The 16226-nt window shown below is 42.8% G+C and carries 16 protein-coding genes; 5 read left to right on the top strand and 11 right to left on the bottom strand.

Annotated elements, in window-relative coordinates:
* Positions 1-51 precede the first annotated feature (51 nt).
* The 4 genes from ELZ11_RS07915 to ELZ11_RS07900 form a co-directional block, all read right to left on the bottom strand.
* Positions 52-954: an EamA family transporter gene (locus ELZ11_RS07915; RefSeq protein WP_137356838.1), complete on the bottom strand. Its 903-nt coding sequence runs from the start codon at positions 952-954 to the stop codon at positions 52-54.
* A 102-nt stretch (positions 955-1056) separates the two neighbouring features.
* Positions 1057-1761 carry a phosphonate utilization transcriptional regulator PhnR gene (gene phnR, locus ELZ11_RS07910; RefSeq protein WP_137356837.1) on the bottom strand — a complete coding sequence of 235 codons (705 nt, stop codon included), beginning with the start codon at positions 1759-1761 and terminating at the stop codon, positions 1057-1059.
* Between the two features lie 80 nt (positions 1762-1841).
* Positions 1842-3551: a putative 2-aminoethylphosphonate ABC transporter permease subunit gene (locus ELZ11_RS07905; protein ID WP_374939804.1), complete on the bottom strand. Its 1710-nt coding sequence runs from the start codon at positions 3549-3551 to the stop codon at positions 1842-1844.
* A 22-nt stretch (positions 3552-3573) separates the two neighbouring features.
* Positions 3574-4701, bottom strand: a complete 1128-nt coding sequence (locus ELZ11_RS07900) for a putative 2-aminoethylphosphonate ABC transporter ATP-binding protein (RefSeq protein ID WP_137356835.1) — start codon at positions 4699-4701, stop codon at positions 3574-3576.
* Between the two features lie 286 nt (positions 4702-4987).
* Here ELZ11_RS07900 and ELZ11_RS07895 point away from each other — a divergent pair, with 286 nt between their 5' ends.
* Positions 4988-5479 carry a VOC family protein gene (locus ELZ11_RS07895; protein ID WP_137356834.1) on the top strand — a complete coding sequence of 164 codons (492 nt, stop codon included), beginning with the start codon at positions 4988-4990 and terminating at the stop codon, positions 5477-5479.
* Positions 5480-5746: 267 nt separating this feature from the next.
* Positions 5747-6373 carry a type II secretion system protein gene (locus ELZ11_RS07890; protein ID WP_137356833.1) on the top strand — a complete coding sequence of 209 codons (627 nt, stop codon included), beginning with the start codon at positions 5747-5749 and terminating at the stop codon, positions 6371-6373.
* 637 nt (positions 6374-7010) lie between these two features.
* Here ELZ11_RS07890 and ELZ11_RS07880 read toward each other — a convergent pair.
* From ELZ11_RS07880 to ELZ11_RS07860, 4 genes are all read right to left on the bottom strand, one after another.
* Positions 7011-7376 carry a VanZ family protein gene (locus tag ELZ11_RS07880; protein WP_137356831.1) on the bottom strand — a complete coding sequence of 122 codons (366 nt, stop codon included), beginning with the start codon at positions 7374-7376 and terminating at the stop codon, positions 7011-7013.
* A gap of 105 nt (positions 7377-7481) precedes the next feature.
* Positions 7482-7982, bottom strand: coding sequence for a GNAT family N-acetyltransferase (locus ELZ11_RS07875; RefSeq protein ID WP_137356830.1), 501 nt, complete (start codon positions 7980-7982; stop codon positions 7482-7484).
* A 174-nt stretch (positions 7983-8156) separates the two neighbouring features.
* A complete protein-coding gene (locus tag ELZ11_RS07870) occupies positions 8157-8783 on the bottom strand; it encodes a hypothetical protein (RefSeq protein ID WP_137356829.1) in 627 nt (208 codons plus the stop codon).
* Between the two features lie 151 nt (positions 8784-8934).
* Entirely contained in the window at positions 8935-9732 is a 798-nt protein-coding gene (locus ELZ11_RS07860; RefSeq protein ID WP_137356827.1) for a hypothetical protein, read from the bottom strand.
* Positions 9733-10071: 339 nt separating this feature from the next.
* Here ELZ11_RS07860 and ELZ11_RS07855 point away from each other — a divergent pair, with 339 nt between their 5' ends.
* Positions 10072-11028, top strand: coding sequence for an IS110 family RNA-guided transposase (locus ELZ11_RS07855; RefSeq protein ID WP_137356826.1), 957 nt, complete (start codon positions 10072-10074; stop codon positions 11026-11028).
* 89 nt (positions 11029-11117) lie between these two features.
* A complete protein-coding gene (locus ELZ11_RS07850) occupies positions 11118-11621 on the top strand; it encodes a hypothetical protein (RefSeq protein ID WP_137356825.1) in 504 nt (167 codons plus the stop codon).
* Between the two features lie 330 nt (positions 11622-11951).
* Here the strand turns inward: ELZ11_RS07850 and ELZ11_RS07845 are convergent, their stop codons facing one another.
* Positions 11952-13244, bottom strand: a complete 1293-nt coding sequence (locus ELZ11_RS07845) for a DEAD/DEAH box helicase (RefSeq protein ID WP_137356824.1) — start codon at positions 13242-13244, stop codon at positions 11952-11954.
* Positions 13245-13623: 379 nt separating this feature from the next.
* Here ELZ11_RS07845 and ELZ11_RS07840 point away from each other — a divergent pair, with 379 nt between their 5' ends.
* Complete coding sequence (locus tag ELZ11_RS07840; RefSeq protein WP_137356823.1) at positions 13624-13884, top strand: DUF5062 family protein; 261 nt, start codon at positions 13624-13626, stop codon at positions 13882-13884.
* Positions 13885-14000: 116 nt separating this feature from the next.
* Here the strand turns inward: ELZ11_RS07840 and ELZ11_RS07835 are convergent, their stop codons facing one another.
* Positions 14001-14663, bottom strand: coding sequence for an HAD family hydrolase (locus ELZ11_RS07835; RefSeq protein ID WP_137356822.1), 663 nt, complete (start codon positions 14661-14663; stop codon positions 14001-14003).
* Positions 14664-14717: 54 nt separating this feature from the next.
* Positions 14718-16118: an FAD-dependent oxidoreductase gene (locus tag ELZ11_RS07830; protein ID WP_137356821.1), complete on the bottom strand. Its 1401-nt coding sequence runs from the start codon at positions 16116-16118 to the stop codon at positions 14718-14720.
* Positions 16119-16226 lie beyond the last annotated feature (108 nt).

The raw sequence follows: 16226 nt of genomic DNA, 5'->3' as shown, positions 1-16226 counted from the left end.
AAGCGTGAACAAAGTCACAAAAACAGGATACCATACTTATATTTAAGTACTTTAAATCAAAGAGATAACCAATCCGAATAAAATTAGAACAACGCCTACGCCCCGTGTTGCGTGCCACTTTTCCTTCAAAAAGTAGATCCCCATCACAACACCAAAAATGATGCTTACCTGACGAAGTGCCACCACTAGGCTGACATTTTCAGTCATTGTCATTGCAAATAACACCAAGCCGTATGTCGCCGCCATCATCACCCCAGCGGCAGCGGCTCGCTTGCGAAGTAGCCAAGCATTTTTAAACTCAACACGCTGATTACTGACCAGCAGCCACAAACTTAAAGGGACCACGATTGCCCAAAACTGCATGCCTAAATAGAAAATAGAAGAATGCTTATTAGTAATCGCAAGGTTCTGAATTTGATCCAAAATGATCAACGATTCTTTATCGATAATCGAATAACCAGTCGTGCCAATGGCCGCTACTAGCGCCCACAATACCCCTAAGTTTAAATAGGCCTTGATTCTCAGATCTTGAAAACTTTTCAAGGGAACAAACAAGCAACCTAAAGTAATCAGCGAGAACCCAAACCATTGATTGGTTGACAGATCATAACCAAGAGCAACCGTGCCAGCTCCGACCATAAGTACTGGCAATGCCCTTGCCATAGGGTAGATTACCCCGATGTCCGCTTGTTTATACGCGACCCCTAACCCAATTAAATACACAATCTGACAAAGCCCACTGAGTAACAACAATTGCCAAAAAGCATTTGGTAGCGTGGCAAACCCTATAGTGCTCATGTACCAAATTAGGTATGGAGTCAGCAATAACGCCGCCGACAGCCCAGAAGCAAGAAAAAACGAAGAGCCAGAGCCTTGATTTGATTTACCTAAAATATTCCAGCCGGCATGCAGCAAGGCTGAAAAGATAACGATAAGAATCGCCGACAGTTCCATATACTTCCCTGAAAAATTCCATAAAAAAGGCCTCCCTATAGGAAGCCTATTCATTATTTACTAACCAAGCGCCCCACAAAGCGCCGAGGTTCCATAATCCGATTAACGCTCTAATTCTGCTACGGATTCAATGCTAATGGCATCATGTCGCCAATACTCGATATCACAATCGATCAATTCACCGTTTTGATTGTAATTGACACGCTCGACCACCATTGCCGGGCAGCCCGAAGTGGCGCGCAACGCTTGAGCGGTATCCCCCAGTAACGAAGTAGTGCTGACTCGGTAGCGAATCTTCTGATAAACCACACCAAAGTGCTCGCGATAAATATCGGTCAGTGACTTCGATAAATCATAATCCAGTAGATTTGGGAACACTTCAGGGCGAATGAAGTTCGTTACAAACACCACAGGGCGATCTTCTAAATATCGCACGCGGTCAACGCGGTACACATCCGAAAACGGCGGTAACTGCAACAAGTTCGCCGCTTGCTTAGTCGCAAGCAAACCCTTTGCTGCCACGAGCTCTGTTTTAGGCTTACGATTTTGTGCCAACGCCATATTGGTAAAGTTGAGCGTTTGGGTTGGGTCATAACGCAAAGGCTCTGGCGAGATAAACCAACCACGGCGATCTTCACGGTAGATCTTCCCTTCCGCTTCTAATAAAGACAGCGCTTCTCGTAGCGTCACTCGCGTCGTGTCAAACGATTCAGCCAACTTACGTTCTGCTGGCAGCTTCTGCCTTGGAGAAAGCATGCCAGACTCAATTTGCTCTACAATGACATCTTTAATTTTTACGTACTGCACGCATTATCCTTTCTTAGTATTTGTCACGGTTCGCCATCCAATGGTTTCCCATTTACTGCCCATTGAAAACCGAATCTATTCTAACGCTTACGCCAAGCCTGAGTTCGTTCCTCAAAGATTTTATTGGTGGCCATGTGAATCAGCTTGGCGCTCGCTGCTGATACCATAATCATCACAGCCATGGCTGCAGCCGCTCCTGTTTGCCCAGCATCATCCATATTCAATACCGAAACAGAAGCTGGAATCGTATCCGTTGAATATAAGAATACTACCGCAGATGTAGTGGTCAGTGCATTAATAAACAGATAGGTCGCGATATCTAGAATCGCAGGTAAACACACGGGCACCGTCACTTTAAAAAACAGCTTATACTGAGGCAAGTTGACCGATGCGGCTGTCGCTTCTATTTCTTCAGGAAGCTGTTTCAGAGCGGTTAATGCCGTCATGTGTCCCACGGTATAGTAGTGAACAACCGTATTAATGACCAAGAATGCCATAGTGCCATATAAGACATTCAGAGGGTTGTTGAGATCATTAAAGTAGAAGATGTAACCCAAGCCTAACACCATCCCAGGCACAGCCATTGGTACCACGCTCATCATCTGCATCGCTTGGCGAACGGGCGCAAACGCTCTGCCTTTCTCAATACAATACGCACCCAAGAAGATCAGCACCGTACCTATAATCGCCGTCCATGCGCCAAGAGTAAGAGAGTTAAAAAATGGCGTCCAACCGTATGTGCTCATTTCTGCAAAATTGTAATTGTTAAGCGTGAGCGCTTTATTCCACGGCCAGAAAGTCACCATCGAACCGTACACCGCCATCCCTAATACCGCGAGTACTGCTGCTGATATCACCAAGCAATAGACGAAGCATAGCCCGTCTCGCATGGTATTAGGTTCTGGCTGGTACGCCACCGAACGTGTGTCGAACAAACTCTTTTGCTTTTTCTGCACCCAACGGTCAGCGCCAAACGCCAGCATTGCAGGTACAAGCAGTAAGATACTGGTCACGGCACCCATAGAAAAGTTTTGCTGCCCTACGACTTGTTTAAAGATATCAGTCGATAGCACGTTGTAACTTCCACCGATCACTTTAGGTACACCGAAGTCAGTCACGACTAAAGTAAACACGACGATCAAGGTGCTAATTAAGCCGTACTTAGCCGCAGGCAGAGTAACCATGAAAAAGGTTTTAAATGGTGATGTATTCAAGGCACGCGCCGCTTCATACAAACGAGCATCAGAGGTTCGTAAGGACGTTGTGAGAATCATCAACGCATGGGGAAACGTCCAAAAAATCAGACCTAACGAAATACCAATCAAACCATAAACGGAATGACCATCAAGCACACCTTTCGCAATGCCTTGGTTACCGAATAAGAAAATCAAACTGATCGCAGGAAGTAAGGAAGGCGCGAGAATTGGAGCGGATCCCAACACCTGAAATAAACCTTTAAACGGCATACAAGAACGCGTAAGTGCGTACGCATAGCCAAACGCCAATACCCCGACAACGGCGGTCACGAGCAGGCCGAGCGTGAACGTGTTGCCGACCGATTGCCATAAACTCTGCGAAGAAAAATAAGTCGCAAAGTTTTCTAAGCCAACATAGTCACCATTTGAGTTTTGTACGCTTTTTTTCAACATCGCCCATAGCGGCATTAAGATAAACAGCGTCATAACCACAGAAAGAAACGCCAACAAGCCAAACAAAATCATGTTGTCTTTACTGAGCCTAGCGACAAAAGGTTGTACTCGACGTTGGAAAAGCAGTTTTGATTGCATCATTTGTGTAGATTCCATTGTCGCCTCACGCCGCTTCATCTTTGTTTTCAGACAAAGCAACCACCTGCTCTGGTGCCAGGTTCGAGTATGCTCGCAGTCCTTCTTGGTCGAATGCGATATAACGGATGTCACCTCGGCGCAACTTACGCGCATTGAATTCTTTCACTGGCATATCCACACAAATCGTTTTCGCGGTCGAGTCATGTTGTAACTCGCACTCTATGCGGTAAAACGCGCCAAGAAATTCGCTAGAAAGGATTCGTACCGGTAAAGATTCAGAGAAACTATCGACGAATTGAATTTGTTCTGGGCGTACTGCTATATCAAAACGGTCACCAAGCTTTGGATTTAAGTTATCTAGCTTGGGGAAGGTCAACATCGATTCGCCAATACGCATCTTAGATTCAGCGGCTACTGACGCTTGAACGAAATTCATACTGCCCACGAACTCGGCGACAAAACGGCTGGCCGGCTTCTGATAAATATCTTGCGGCGCACCGACTTGTTCAATCACACCGTGATTCATCACGACGATGCGATCTGCCATGGTCAACGCTTCATCTTGGTCATGCGTCACCATGATGGTGGTGATACCCAACTTACGTTGTAGCTGACAAATCTCATCGCGCAAGTGAGTACGCACTTTTGCGTCCAAAGCAGATAAAGGCTCATCCAGCAGCAGCAACCCCGGTGAAAGCGCCAATGCACGCGCCAAAGCAACACGTTGTTGTTGGCCACCAGAAAGTTGGTTTGGAAACTTATGACCAGACGTTGGCAAACCTATGGTTTCAAGCCATGATTCCACCTTGTCGAGCGCTTCTTTATTCGACATTCCTTGGTTCTTAAGACCAATGGCAATGTTTTCTTGAACGGTCAAATTAGGGAAGAGCGCGTAAGATTGAAATACGATGCCAAAGTCGCGCTTTTCTGGAGGCAAAAAAGTCGTTTCAGCACCGTTTTGATAAATAGCACCTGAAGTAGGTAAATCAAGACCAGCGATCGCACGTAATAACGTGGTTTTTCCACAGCCTGACGGCCCAAGGAAACATACAAACTCGCCCTTTTCGATCGACAAGGAGATCTGTTTTAACGCCGTGAATTGCCCAAACTGCTTCACGACATTTTCAATATTCAAATAAGGTTGATTGCTCATCTTACAGCACTCTTGAAATGGTATATACCAAATCTAAACTTTGAATATTTCAGTTGAGTGACAAATTTATAGAAGCTAAATGACAGTTGTATTGCAGAACCAATACCCATCAATGAGAAAGCTTAGTCATTAATACGTGCCGTCAATCTTCGACTCTTCCTTGCAGATGATAACAATAAATTATCAAAAACATAAATTTTGATAATTTCCCATATCAGTATCAATTGCTTAATATTCTCCCATCGAAACAGTTCGACGAATCAATCAAAAGAATTTGGAGCAAGTTATGAAAATGAACCACGTAGGCATCATGGTTGGCGATATGGACAAAGCGGTAGAGTTCTACACTAAAGCGCTAGGTTTACGTATTGTTATGAACAACACCAAGGTAATCGAAGAACGTGAATCTGCGATTGGCCGTATGTGTATTGCCGTATTTGGTGAAGGTTTTAAAGGCTTCAACATTGCTCACCTAGTAACGACTGACGGTATCGGTGTTGAGCTGTTTGAAATGAAAGAACGCCAAGAGCGCCACGAGGTTGACTTCTCTCGCCTAGGTATCTTCCACTTCTGTCTACAACTGCCAAAAGAACAGTTTGCTTCAGCAATCAAACGTGTTGAAGAGTTTGGCGGTAAGGTTCGTATGGACATAATGCGTTACCACCCAGAAGATGACTCTAAGCAAGCGCAAATGGTTTACCTTGAAGACCCATTTGGTAACTTGTTCGAGTTCTACTCACACTCATACGAAGATACATACGCTTCTGACTACGAGTAATTCTCGATCCAAATTGTCACTTTTTATGCCCATTAGTTGTTTGAACTAGTGGGCATTTTTGATCCTCTTTCTCCAATACGCACACAATAAGTGGCTAACTGATTGAGTGCGCTACCTTTCATTAAGATAACGTCTATTTTCACGCAGTGTCTCTAGATGGTTTGAGGGGATTTTGAGTTCGAAACGTCTAATTCCACTCTGGTATAATCTTTCCCATAAGCGCGACCTTAGCGTTATCAGAACCCTTTGATGAGAGAAAAATATTACATGTTGAAACGTCTGCGGCAGCTAAAGAAATGGAAACTTGCATCGTTTAGCGTATTGATACTCATTGCAGCTGTTTTTATGTATAAACAACTGAGTGAGAATCTTTCCCCAGAGCAAGAAGCAAAGCTTGTGATTGGGCAACTTAACACTGTCCTAGATTCAGCTGAGCAATACTATCAAGACAATGGTTCATTACCGCCAATCACTTCCGATACCGACACAAAATTCGGCTACTTGAATATCAATAGCTTAATTGAAAATCCAGACTTGCCGACTTGGCACGGGCCGTATCTACCTTATAGCGATACATGGATCGGTGGCGATCAATACATTGATCACCCAGATTACATTGCCACGCAACTGCTACTTAAGGAAAAAAATAGTAAATGGGTACGAGGAAGCTCCGAAACAGGTTGCGCACCATCGTCATCAACCTGCTCCCTAGCTGCTTGTATCTGGTTGGTACCGATAAAAGTCGCACAAGAAATCAATTATATTGTGGATGGTGATACGAGTGTAGAAAGCTCTAACGCAGTAGGAAGAATACGCTACGACAACGCTTTTGGTGGTGCGCTTGTATGTATGATTGGTGATGACTATCCAGCACCTTCTACACAACCAAACTAATCCGTTCCAATTTACATATGAGAAATAGCATAGCTCTTAAATTCGATGCTCAAAGCCAGTGTGTTGTGGGATAAAGATAGCGCCAAAAATTACCTATTGGCGCCGTAATTCCTTGTTATGCATATAATATCAATAGGCATAGTAAAATTCACACATCGATTAAACTTAAACCATTTCCCAACTAAGCCTTATTTATGATTTTCTTTACTATCTAAATGCTCGGCATACTTTTTAGAAATTAGTTGATGTATATGAAGCCCAGTTTTACGGGCAAGATACCAATCTATCGCAGCTAATATGACTAAGCCTATTATCGTTCCCATCTCAAAACCCTCCTGCATATTGAATCATCACTTTATCAAACCACTGATGGTTTCTATAAAAAAGAAGGGGATTTATGTTAAGCAACTACGATTTTCAGAGAAGTTCGAGTTTATTGAAAGCTAAAAATGAAATACCACAAAGCATACTAAGGATAGGGGAAATAGCATCGGCGTCTGCCACCCAATGTAACCCAGTTAATAGGGCTAAGTAGGAACTGTGTGAGATGGTGATGGTATAAAATGCAATGCTGAGGGGCGATGTTTATGGGCTAACAATAGCGCCAAATATTAACTATTGACGCCATGGTCATTTGTTATTGCGACTTTTCCTTCAGAATCATCGACCGTGCAACAATCGCAATTAAGGTTCCTACCACTAGCCCTAAGGCATTTGCACCTAAATCGAGCCATTCACCATAGCGATTTACATATGGTTGAACTAACTCAATAACTCCACTACACACTAATAATCCTACTATCACGAATAACCACTTTTTGGGTCTCGCTAACGCTATTGGAAATGCCAAAGCCCCATAAGCAATAAAATGGTGAGTCTTATCTGTACCAGGAACAGCAGGAAGATTTTCCACTGGGTATAGGGACAAACCCGTGATTATCAGGGCTATTACAATAGTAAATAACAACCAATGGGCTTGAACTAAATTTAATACAGATTTCAAGGTACACTCCGAATCACTAAAACGCCCAATTAAGGTATCAACAATACAGACACCTGACCTAAAGCATTGTGTCATCGTCTCTTGTTAGTTTTTGCTATTCAACACCTACAAAAACTTCTCTATGAGGACTTCGTCTACGTATTCCCCGCGAACTTTTGCATGCTTCTTCGCTGTACCTACAATTTCAAAGCCTTGTTTAAGATAAACTGCCAAAGCTCGCTCATTATCACTGCGGACGTAAGCAAATAGCTTCTCATAGCCCTTTTGCTTTGCAACTTCGAATGTCGAATTGAAAAGCTCTCTCGAAACACCTTGACCACGAGCATTTTCACTGACAAACGAACCAATTATGCCTACGTGGTCAAAAGCTTTTGTGTATTGTGCGAACGGCTCAATATTTTGGAAACCAATAACCGTTGAGTCACTTCCGGACAACGCAACTGTAAACACACCGCGCTCAGGAAATTGAGCAATAAACTCTTTTTCTTCTTCAGGGGTAAAGGTTGTGTCCAATACCGTGTATAAGCCTTCAATAACGATGGGATTGAGGACATTAGTAATGCCTTGGGCATCATCGAGAGTCACCTGACGTACAACTAAACTCATGCAACTTAACTCCTAGTGTAATTAGAATTGCTTTGTACATGAGTTCAAGATTTCCAGCAACAACTAACGCCCGCTTAAAGGGTGAGTGAACGTGTGCCATGTTTGAGCGAAGCGAGTTCGGCACGCGTTTACGAATCCCACTTGAAGCGTTTGTTAGGCACTTTCTCCCACAACCTAATTACCCTCGACAGGGCAGTTACTGTCCATATTTTTTGCTGTTGAATACAGCGACAATGCTGACCGCGCCACCAAATCTATGTCCAACGTCACCCAAGTATTTTTTATTGAGTTTTCAACTGACATACCTGTCATTTCTCGAATTGACGGCATAGCGATATTTAGCTTCTGTAGTTCATCTTTTAGAGAAAACAAAGTTGGTAAGTCAAAGCAGGCGTTAGCAAGGCTATTATTGATCAATAAGTCAATATGAGTCACAGAAAAGTCACGAAATTCAATAGGCTTAATTCCCATATAATGTCTACTTTTTCCATTAACAATCAAATTTAAAGTGTCTCGCTGACGCTCCGAAGATTCGTCAAATACCCTAACGAGTGACGACAACTCTTGCTCCTTTTTTTCTGCCTCTTTTAATGAGGTCACTAAGTGCTGAGATAGCGCCAACCAAACAGATAGAATTGCTGATAAGGTCACGATTCTACTTAAAACCTTGGAATTAAGACCGCGTGATACCAATAAGTCACAAAATTTTTTAAATTTAGGAATTTCAACAAGCCTATGCATTACAACTACTACAATGAACACCAAAAATGGTACAAAATAGATTAATACGTATTCCAACATATTGTCGCTTTACTCCTAGTACCTTACGCCCAATTAAGGTGTGAAGCACGCAATCACGACACTTAATTTGACCACCGTAATCACTGAACTCGACTCAAAACAAAAATGCCAAGCGTGCTGAATCACTCTGAAATTGTTTGTTATGCAACAACTATCGACGCTCACAAAATTGGTTAAGTTCCTGAACTAAATTAGCAATACGATATAAAGAATCTCTCTGATTTTCTACATCTGTCACTTGCTCTTGGCTATAGTGCCCATACTGTTCATTTCCACATAGTTTATAATCATGAGCTAGTGGCTGGTACAGGTATTTATTCAAGAAGTCCTTTAAACCATAAATTAACTGTACAATTTCGTCTTGTTTAATTTGAGCACCAACATCATAAGATCTTAAGTTTTGAGAGTATTCTTGTTGGTAATCGTTGATTGAATTGATGTTTGTATATACTCGAGGGTTTACATAATACATATCCGTTGAAAGCTCACCCAGTCGGTACTCAGGCTCTTTAAAAAAGTCATATATAAATTGAATAAACTTCTGTACTCTTAAGGCTTCTGTTTGTTGAACAAGAATAACATTTGCAGCATTTACATCTTGCTTTCCGATTCGAGAGTTGGCTCTCAACTCTGCTTCTTGCTTCCATGATTGCAGCAAAGACACAGAATAATTATGTTCATCCCTGTCAATTAAGACAGAGCAACTTTGACATAACCAAATACCATTAGTTATTGATTTTCTTGCGTCTTGGCTTAATGACTCATCGTATCGAGGCCCTCCTCTAGCAGCAGCTGTTATATGCGCAGCAACCCCTATCCTCGTAACCTTTAAGTTGTTTCCGATACTTGCGCCCGCAGTTTCAACACCACAACCTGGATTAGAGCATCTATAACCTACGCGTTCAGCCAAAGTTCGCTTTGTAGAAGCCGAAAAGTCATCTCTATTCATTTCTTATTTATTCCTTACCGAGCACATAAAACACTCTCTGTTGCATAACGCCGCATTAAGGTGTGAGCGGCGCTTGGCTATACTTGAGCGAAGCGAAACTGCCAAGCGTTGCGAATCACTCTTAAATGCTTTGTATGGATAATAAGCACTCCAATCGGGTAAGGTGAGACCCAGACTTTAGCTGCAACTAAAGTTCTTCTATCTGGTAGTTCGATTAAACGCTGGTTCCTCTATCGAGAGACCGATAACAAGTACGAACGCCAGATAGAACTCCAAGCACCACACTCGAATAGTCTTCTGGGTCTCGAGCCCGCATTTGCAAGCAAGAGTTAGCTTATTATGAATACAAACACACTTCAAAACATTAATGTTGGCGTTGATACGGGCAAGTCACAATTAGACATTTACATCCGCCCTCTCGATATTTATTTCACTGTTCCTAACAACGAAAAAGGTATCGAGGAAGCGGTAAAAACTATCGCCAAACACAAACCTAATCGCGTTGTTATCGAAGCAACAGGTCGACTCGAAATGCCCTTCATATTTGCCTGCGATAAAGCAAAGTTACCCTATGTTATTGCCAACCCATTACACGTTAAAAGGTTCGCAGGAGCCATTGGACGAAGAGCTAAGAATGATCGTCTAGATGCCGCCCTTATTGCCCACTTTGGTGAAGCTATCCAACCTACACTGACACAATTGAAGAGCGAAAACATAAGATTAATGAGTGACTTAGTTACAAGGCGTAACCAACTACTTTCTATGCAGACGATGGAGAAAAATCGACTACAGATTTTGCCTCAGAGCCTCGCTTCTTCAATCAAGCCAATTTTAACCGCCCTTAAAAATCAAATCGTTAAAGTAGAAGAAAAGATATCAAAACTCATCGATACCAGCCCTGAATACCAAGCTAAAAATGAGATACTACAAAGTATGCCTGGAATAGGAAAAATAGCGTCAGCATCAATCATCAGTAATGTTCCTGAACTCGGTTTTATCACCAATAAACAAGCCTCTTCTCTTATCGGTGTTGCCCCAATAACCAGAGAAAGTGGACGTCTCAAAGGCAAGCGGATGATCCAAGGTGGTCGTGCTCAAGTTCGCACAGTTTTATACATGGCGATGATGTCTGCCATCCAATGCAACCCTGTTTTTAAGGCGACTTATGAACGATTACTTGCGGCTGGTAAACCCAAAAAAGTAGCAATCGTTGCCTGCATGAGAAAGATGGTTGTGATCTTAAATTCGATGCTAAGGGATGATGTTATGTGGGATAAGGATAGCGCCAAAAATTAACTATTGACGCCATAGTCTCTTGTTATGCCTATACTTTCGGTCAGCGTTTCATATAGAATCAAGTCTCATCAACCAGCTTAAACGTAGTCATGGCAAATATTGATACACTTTCCCAAGCTCAACAGAAAACAGACCCTACACTTCAGACCAGCTTCAATGATGGAAAAACCATCGTTTTAACTAATCAATCTGAAGCTATTAAGTTTGCTTCTGACGAGCATTATGACGTATTTGTCTCACAGTTTATGCCCTTATATAAAGCTGATATTCACTTACCCCAAATCCATAGCCACCATAAAGTACCAAATGAAAATATTTGGGTTACGAAAATGGAGCTATTGACTACTTTAACCGAATCCGAAGAGAGCAACTACTCACAGTGGCTTGCTGATTTCTACGCCCATAAAAATCGCAATCAACTTGCTGCATTGCCAGACTTCAACGGATTAAAACAAACTGTTTTAAATCTCGACACATTTTATGTTAACTACAACAAAGTCCACAAAGTAAAACTAGTAGCTGATTTCGTTCAACCAAAGAATTTAATGAAACGTGGCGATGGTACTTTTGTTTTATTTGATCCGTTTGCGTAATTTCGGGGATCACTCTGAGGCATAACAGCTATTAGACAGAAAGTTTCTATACCTAAATGCAGAATTTCTCTATCTAGTTTTTTGTTAGCACTATTTTACTGGAAATTTTCACTAAGAAACATAAGGTTACCAAGATACACAAGCTGTTGGCCTCTAAAATATAGAATTATTCTGTATAGAACACCGACAAAGCTCGCGCGTAGGCTCATAACTAAAGAATGGGTAAATCTTGGTATGACAGACATTAACAAGGTATCTGTGATTTATAAAACAAACGAAAAAGAGCTGACATATTGTCAGCTCTTTTTTTAAGTTTCACTCAATCAAAGATTATGAGTTTTTCAGCCAGATGTCTTTTTCTGCTGCCATCTTCTTTTTACGCTTTTTCTTACCACCTGTTCCGGCAGGTTTAGCGACAGGTTTTAATGCTTCAACAAGTGCCTTAGTCGCTTCTTCATCAACTTCAAAGCCTTCAACTTGTTCACGTTCAAGCCTGATTTTGTTTTTCTTCTCAATCACTTTGAAGTGGTGGTAATCCTCATGATCAATCAGCGAAAGTGCCAAACCGACTTCACCCGCACGGCCGCTTCGGCCAATACGGTGCATGTAATCTGAGGGGCTGCGTGGTAAATCAAAGTTAATCACCACTGGCAGTTTTTCAATATCTAACCCGCGCGCTGCAATGTCTGTTGCGATCAAAACATCGATCTCGCCGGCTTTAAAATCTTCAAGAATACGAGTACGAGAACCCTGACCTTTATCGCCATGAAAAACGTCAGCGTATACACCGCGCCTGTATAGCTTGTCAGCTAAGTGCTCACAGCTGTTCTTCGCGTTAACGAAAATCAAAGCTTGGCGCCATTCGTGTTTCTTGACCAAATGAGCAAGAACAGCCGTTTTTTCACCTTTATTTACGGTAAATACGCGCTGAACAACCGTGCTTGCATCACTACTTTGTAATTGAACTTCAATTGGATCGTTCAATAGTTCACGAGTCAGTGCTTGAACTTGCTCAGGGAAGGTTGCAGAGAACAAAAGTGTCTGTTTTTGTTTTGGTGTTAGCTTCAATAATGCCGCTAACTCATCGGTAAAGCCTAGGCTCAACATACGGTCGGCTTCATCAAGAACTAAAGTTTTCACTTTATCCAGCTTCACGGCATTGCTTGAAATCAAATCAAGTAAACGCCCTGGCGTCGCGACCAAAATATCCGCGCCACCACGTAACGCCAACATTTGAGTATTCACCGACACGCCACCAAATACCGCTACGGTTTTCAACGCACCATTAAAATGAGTCGCATACGACTTAACGCTATCCGCGACTTGTTTTGCTAACTCACGGGTCGGTACCAAAATCAGACCGCCAACATAGTTGCCTCTTGCGTTACTTTGGCCTCGAGACTTTTCTTCATGAAGCTGTTGAAGCAATGGAAGCGCAAACGCAGCCGTTTTACCTGAACCAGTATTGGCTCCAGCAATGAGATCACGCCCTGCTAATACACTTGGAATGACTTCCGCTTGAATTGGCGTAGGTTGCTGATATTCAAGCTCTGTTAAACGAGCTAAAAGAGGTGAAATTAGGCCAAGCTGTGAAAAGTTGGCAGGCGTTGTGACTGTCGTCATTATAGAAAGGACTCAAAGCAAAAATAAGAGCGCGCTATGTTAACGTATTTGGACGCGTTTAAGTAGGCTTATAGACGTTCAACCGAAACAAGCCATGAGTCTGAACTACTGTTTGAACCCGCATTTTCTCATTTGTGATGCTAAGGCTCTACTAGTGGGAACTATAATCAGGTTAATCATTCTTGTTTCCACCGTTCGCTAACCCGTTGAAGGAAGCTACATTTCTATCAATGAGTATAACAATGATGTCGGCCACTGAATGTGTAAAGAAAGTAGTCCATAGCTTGAGAAGCTCGCTTCAATGTGAAACTAAAGTATTTCTGTAGAACTTTCAAAGTGATACAGTGATTATTCAATCGATACTAAAGATGGTGATGATATGTCGAAAACCACGAAGATCCTTAATGAAGACAAGCTAGTGAAGAAAGCGGTAGAGGTAGCATTTAAACTAGCCAAGATGCAAGGAATGGATTTACCCGCAACATCTGCACCAATCAAAACCAAAGCGGCTTATTTGTTTCTTGCCGAAGTGAATCAGATTACCCCTCTTCCTGAAGATAAAATGGATGGTCCAAACATTAAAAAGCGCCTAGCGTTATGGATGCATCAAGCGCTGCCGGATAATGATCCACTGAAGTAACGCAAAACTCTGTAATCCTAATATTTCATTCCGGTGTAATAGCAACTTCTAGCTCGTTGCCATTACACCGGAGTCATTCCCCTCGTAAAGCCCTTTCAATTCAGTCATCGGCTTCATTACCTAACCCAGTTCAATACCACCCATTGATTAGGTTCAGCATGCTTTTGTAGCTGCTGGCAAGGGTTCACCAAGTAAGCGTAATCCGCATATTCACACATTGGCATATCGTTGATCGAGTCTGTGTAGAAATGAACTAGATTAAATCGCGCCTCTTGTTCTTCCATCCATTCTTCTAAGCGAACGACTTTGCCTTGTTGATAGCTTGGCGTACCTAATATTTTCGCTGTGTACTGCTCTGCTTCTGCCACTAAATCTATGCCGATTGAATTAGGAATTCCTAACTGTTTTGCCACCACCTCAACAATAAAAGAAACCGTGGCCGAGACAATAATCATGGTCTGATTCTTCTCTTGAAGCTGATTAATGAGCTGTCGAGCCTGAGGAAAAATGCGCCCCATCACTTTATTTTGTACGCACTCTTCCACCAGCTCTGCCACCTGCTTCGTGCTTAAACCTTCAAGTGGTGCCATTGCAAAGTGAAGGTACTCCTCCATTTCAAGCGAACCTTGAGCGTAGAGCTCCATTAACCTTTTGTCTTCCTCCAAAAAATTAGGATCGCTCACCAAACCCTTTTCGACCAAGAATTCATTCCAAATCATGGCGCTATCGCCATCCAATAAGGTTTCATCTAAATCAAATACATAGAGAGGTGTTGTCATCTGTTCACTTCCATTTAGTTTTGTCATAAGCATTAAGTCGATCAGGCGATGCTATTATTTCACTTTATCCGCTTTGCCTGCTGCACCAGCTAATTTGGCTAACTGTTTATCTAACCACAAAGGCTGCAGGCCAGCATCTTCAGCATTCTCTTTTCTGCGTACGGCATCTCGCACCATCATCGCTCCTAGCCAGCGAATTGGCTCTGGCGGAAATTGACCAAGTGGTCCTTTGGTCAACCCGCTTCGCGTCCATTCATTGTCGAGCCCAAGTACCATCGAAGATAATACTTTACCGCCCATTCGCGTTTGCGCAACGCCGTTACCTGAATACCCCAAACCGTAGTAAATATTAGGCTGCCCTTTTAGGTTGCCGAAAAATGGTAACCCCGTGACAGAGCGGTCAGAACCACCCGACCAATTATAGTCAAAATCGGTTTGTTCCAATTTAGGAAAGAGTGTTTGGAAAGACTGATTAAGCAACGGTAAATACGACGTAGGTTGATTGAACATGCTCTCAACTTGATTGGCGAAGGAGAATTTATTGCCTCCTTTACCTAACATTAAGCGTCCATCTTGCGTATCTCGGTAATAGTGAACAAAGATCCGTGAATCAACGACAGCCGCGCCTTTTTCAGGGCCAAACTGTTTCAATTTTTCAGGGATGGGCTTGGTCATCACCATGTCCGACGACACGACCACAATGCTGCGTTTGAACTCTTTAAAGTGATCGAGCATCCACGCATTGAGCGCGAGCACCACTTGATCCGCATGAACGGAAGCATTCTTAGTCTTGATTCGTGCAGGTTCACCGTAATCAATCGACTCCATTGCAGTGTTCTCAAAGATTTCGACACCAAGCTCGATGGCAACTTTGCGTAAACCTCTCGCTAGTAGCGCTGGTTGAACACTTCCGGCGGCTTCTGAGTAAAAACCTTCAATATGTCGATGTGAGCCTGCTTTGTCGGCAATGGATGAATCGCATTTTTTCCAGCTGTTAATACCTTGTTTAATGAGCTCATTGACGACAGGCTGCATGCCCCCTTTCTGTGCTTCATTCGTTGCCGTGTAATAAGTACCGCTGCGGTATAGGTGGGCATCAATATTGTGTTGCTCGCAGAAAGCTTCGATTTCGAACACGACTTTCTCAGACTCTTTAACCAACCACTTCGCTTGTTCTTGGCCGTACAATTTTTTGAGCGTTGGATATTTAGTTGACCACGTCAGCATACAGCCACCATTCGCGCCAGACGCCCCGCTGCCACACAGCCCTTTCTCAATCACTACAACATGTTTGTTAGGCTGTTGCTGCTTGATTAAGATCGCAGTCCAAAGGCCAGTATAACCTCCACCCACAATCGCGATATCACACTGGATATCATTTTCGAGTGGCGTTGCTGGGGTTGGTTGTTCTAATTCAAGAGCTTGCTTGAACCAATAAGAATAGTGTTTTGACATATTACTGCACCTGTCATGCTCAGCGTGGCTAAACCAATATTGGCTAACCATGTAACAGCTCGATGTAACCCTTTGGTTTACCATCACGCTGCGATAAAAACATAGAAA

The sequence above is a fragment of the Vibrio profundi genome (genome assembly GCF_005281835.1).
GTDB classification, from domain to species: domain Bacteria; phylum Pseudomonadota; class Gammaproteobacteria; order Enterobacterales; family Vibrionaceae; genus Vibrio; species Vibrio profundi.
Note: the sequence above shows the minus strand (reverse complement) of the source record. Positions and strands in the feature narration are given on the sequence as shown.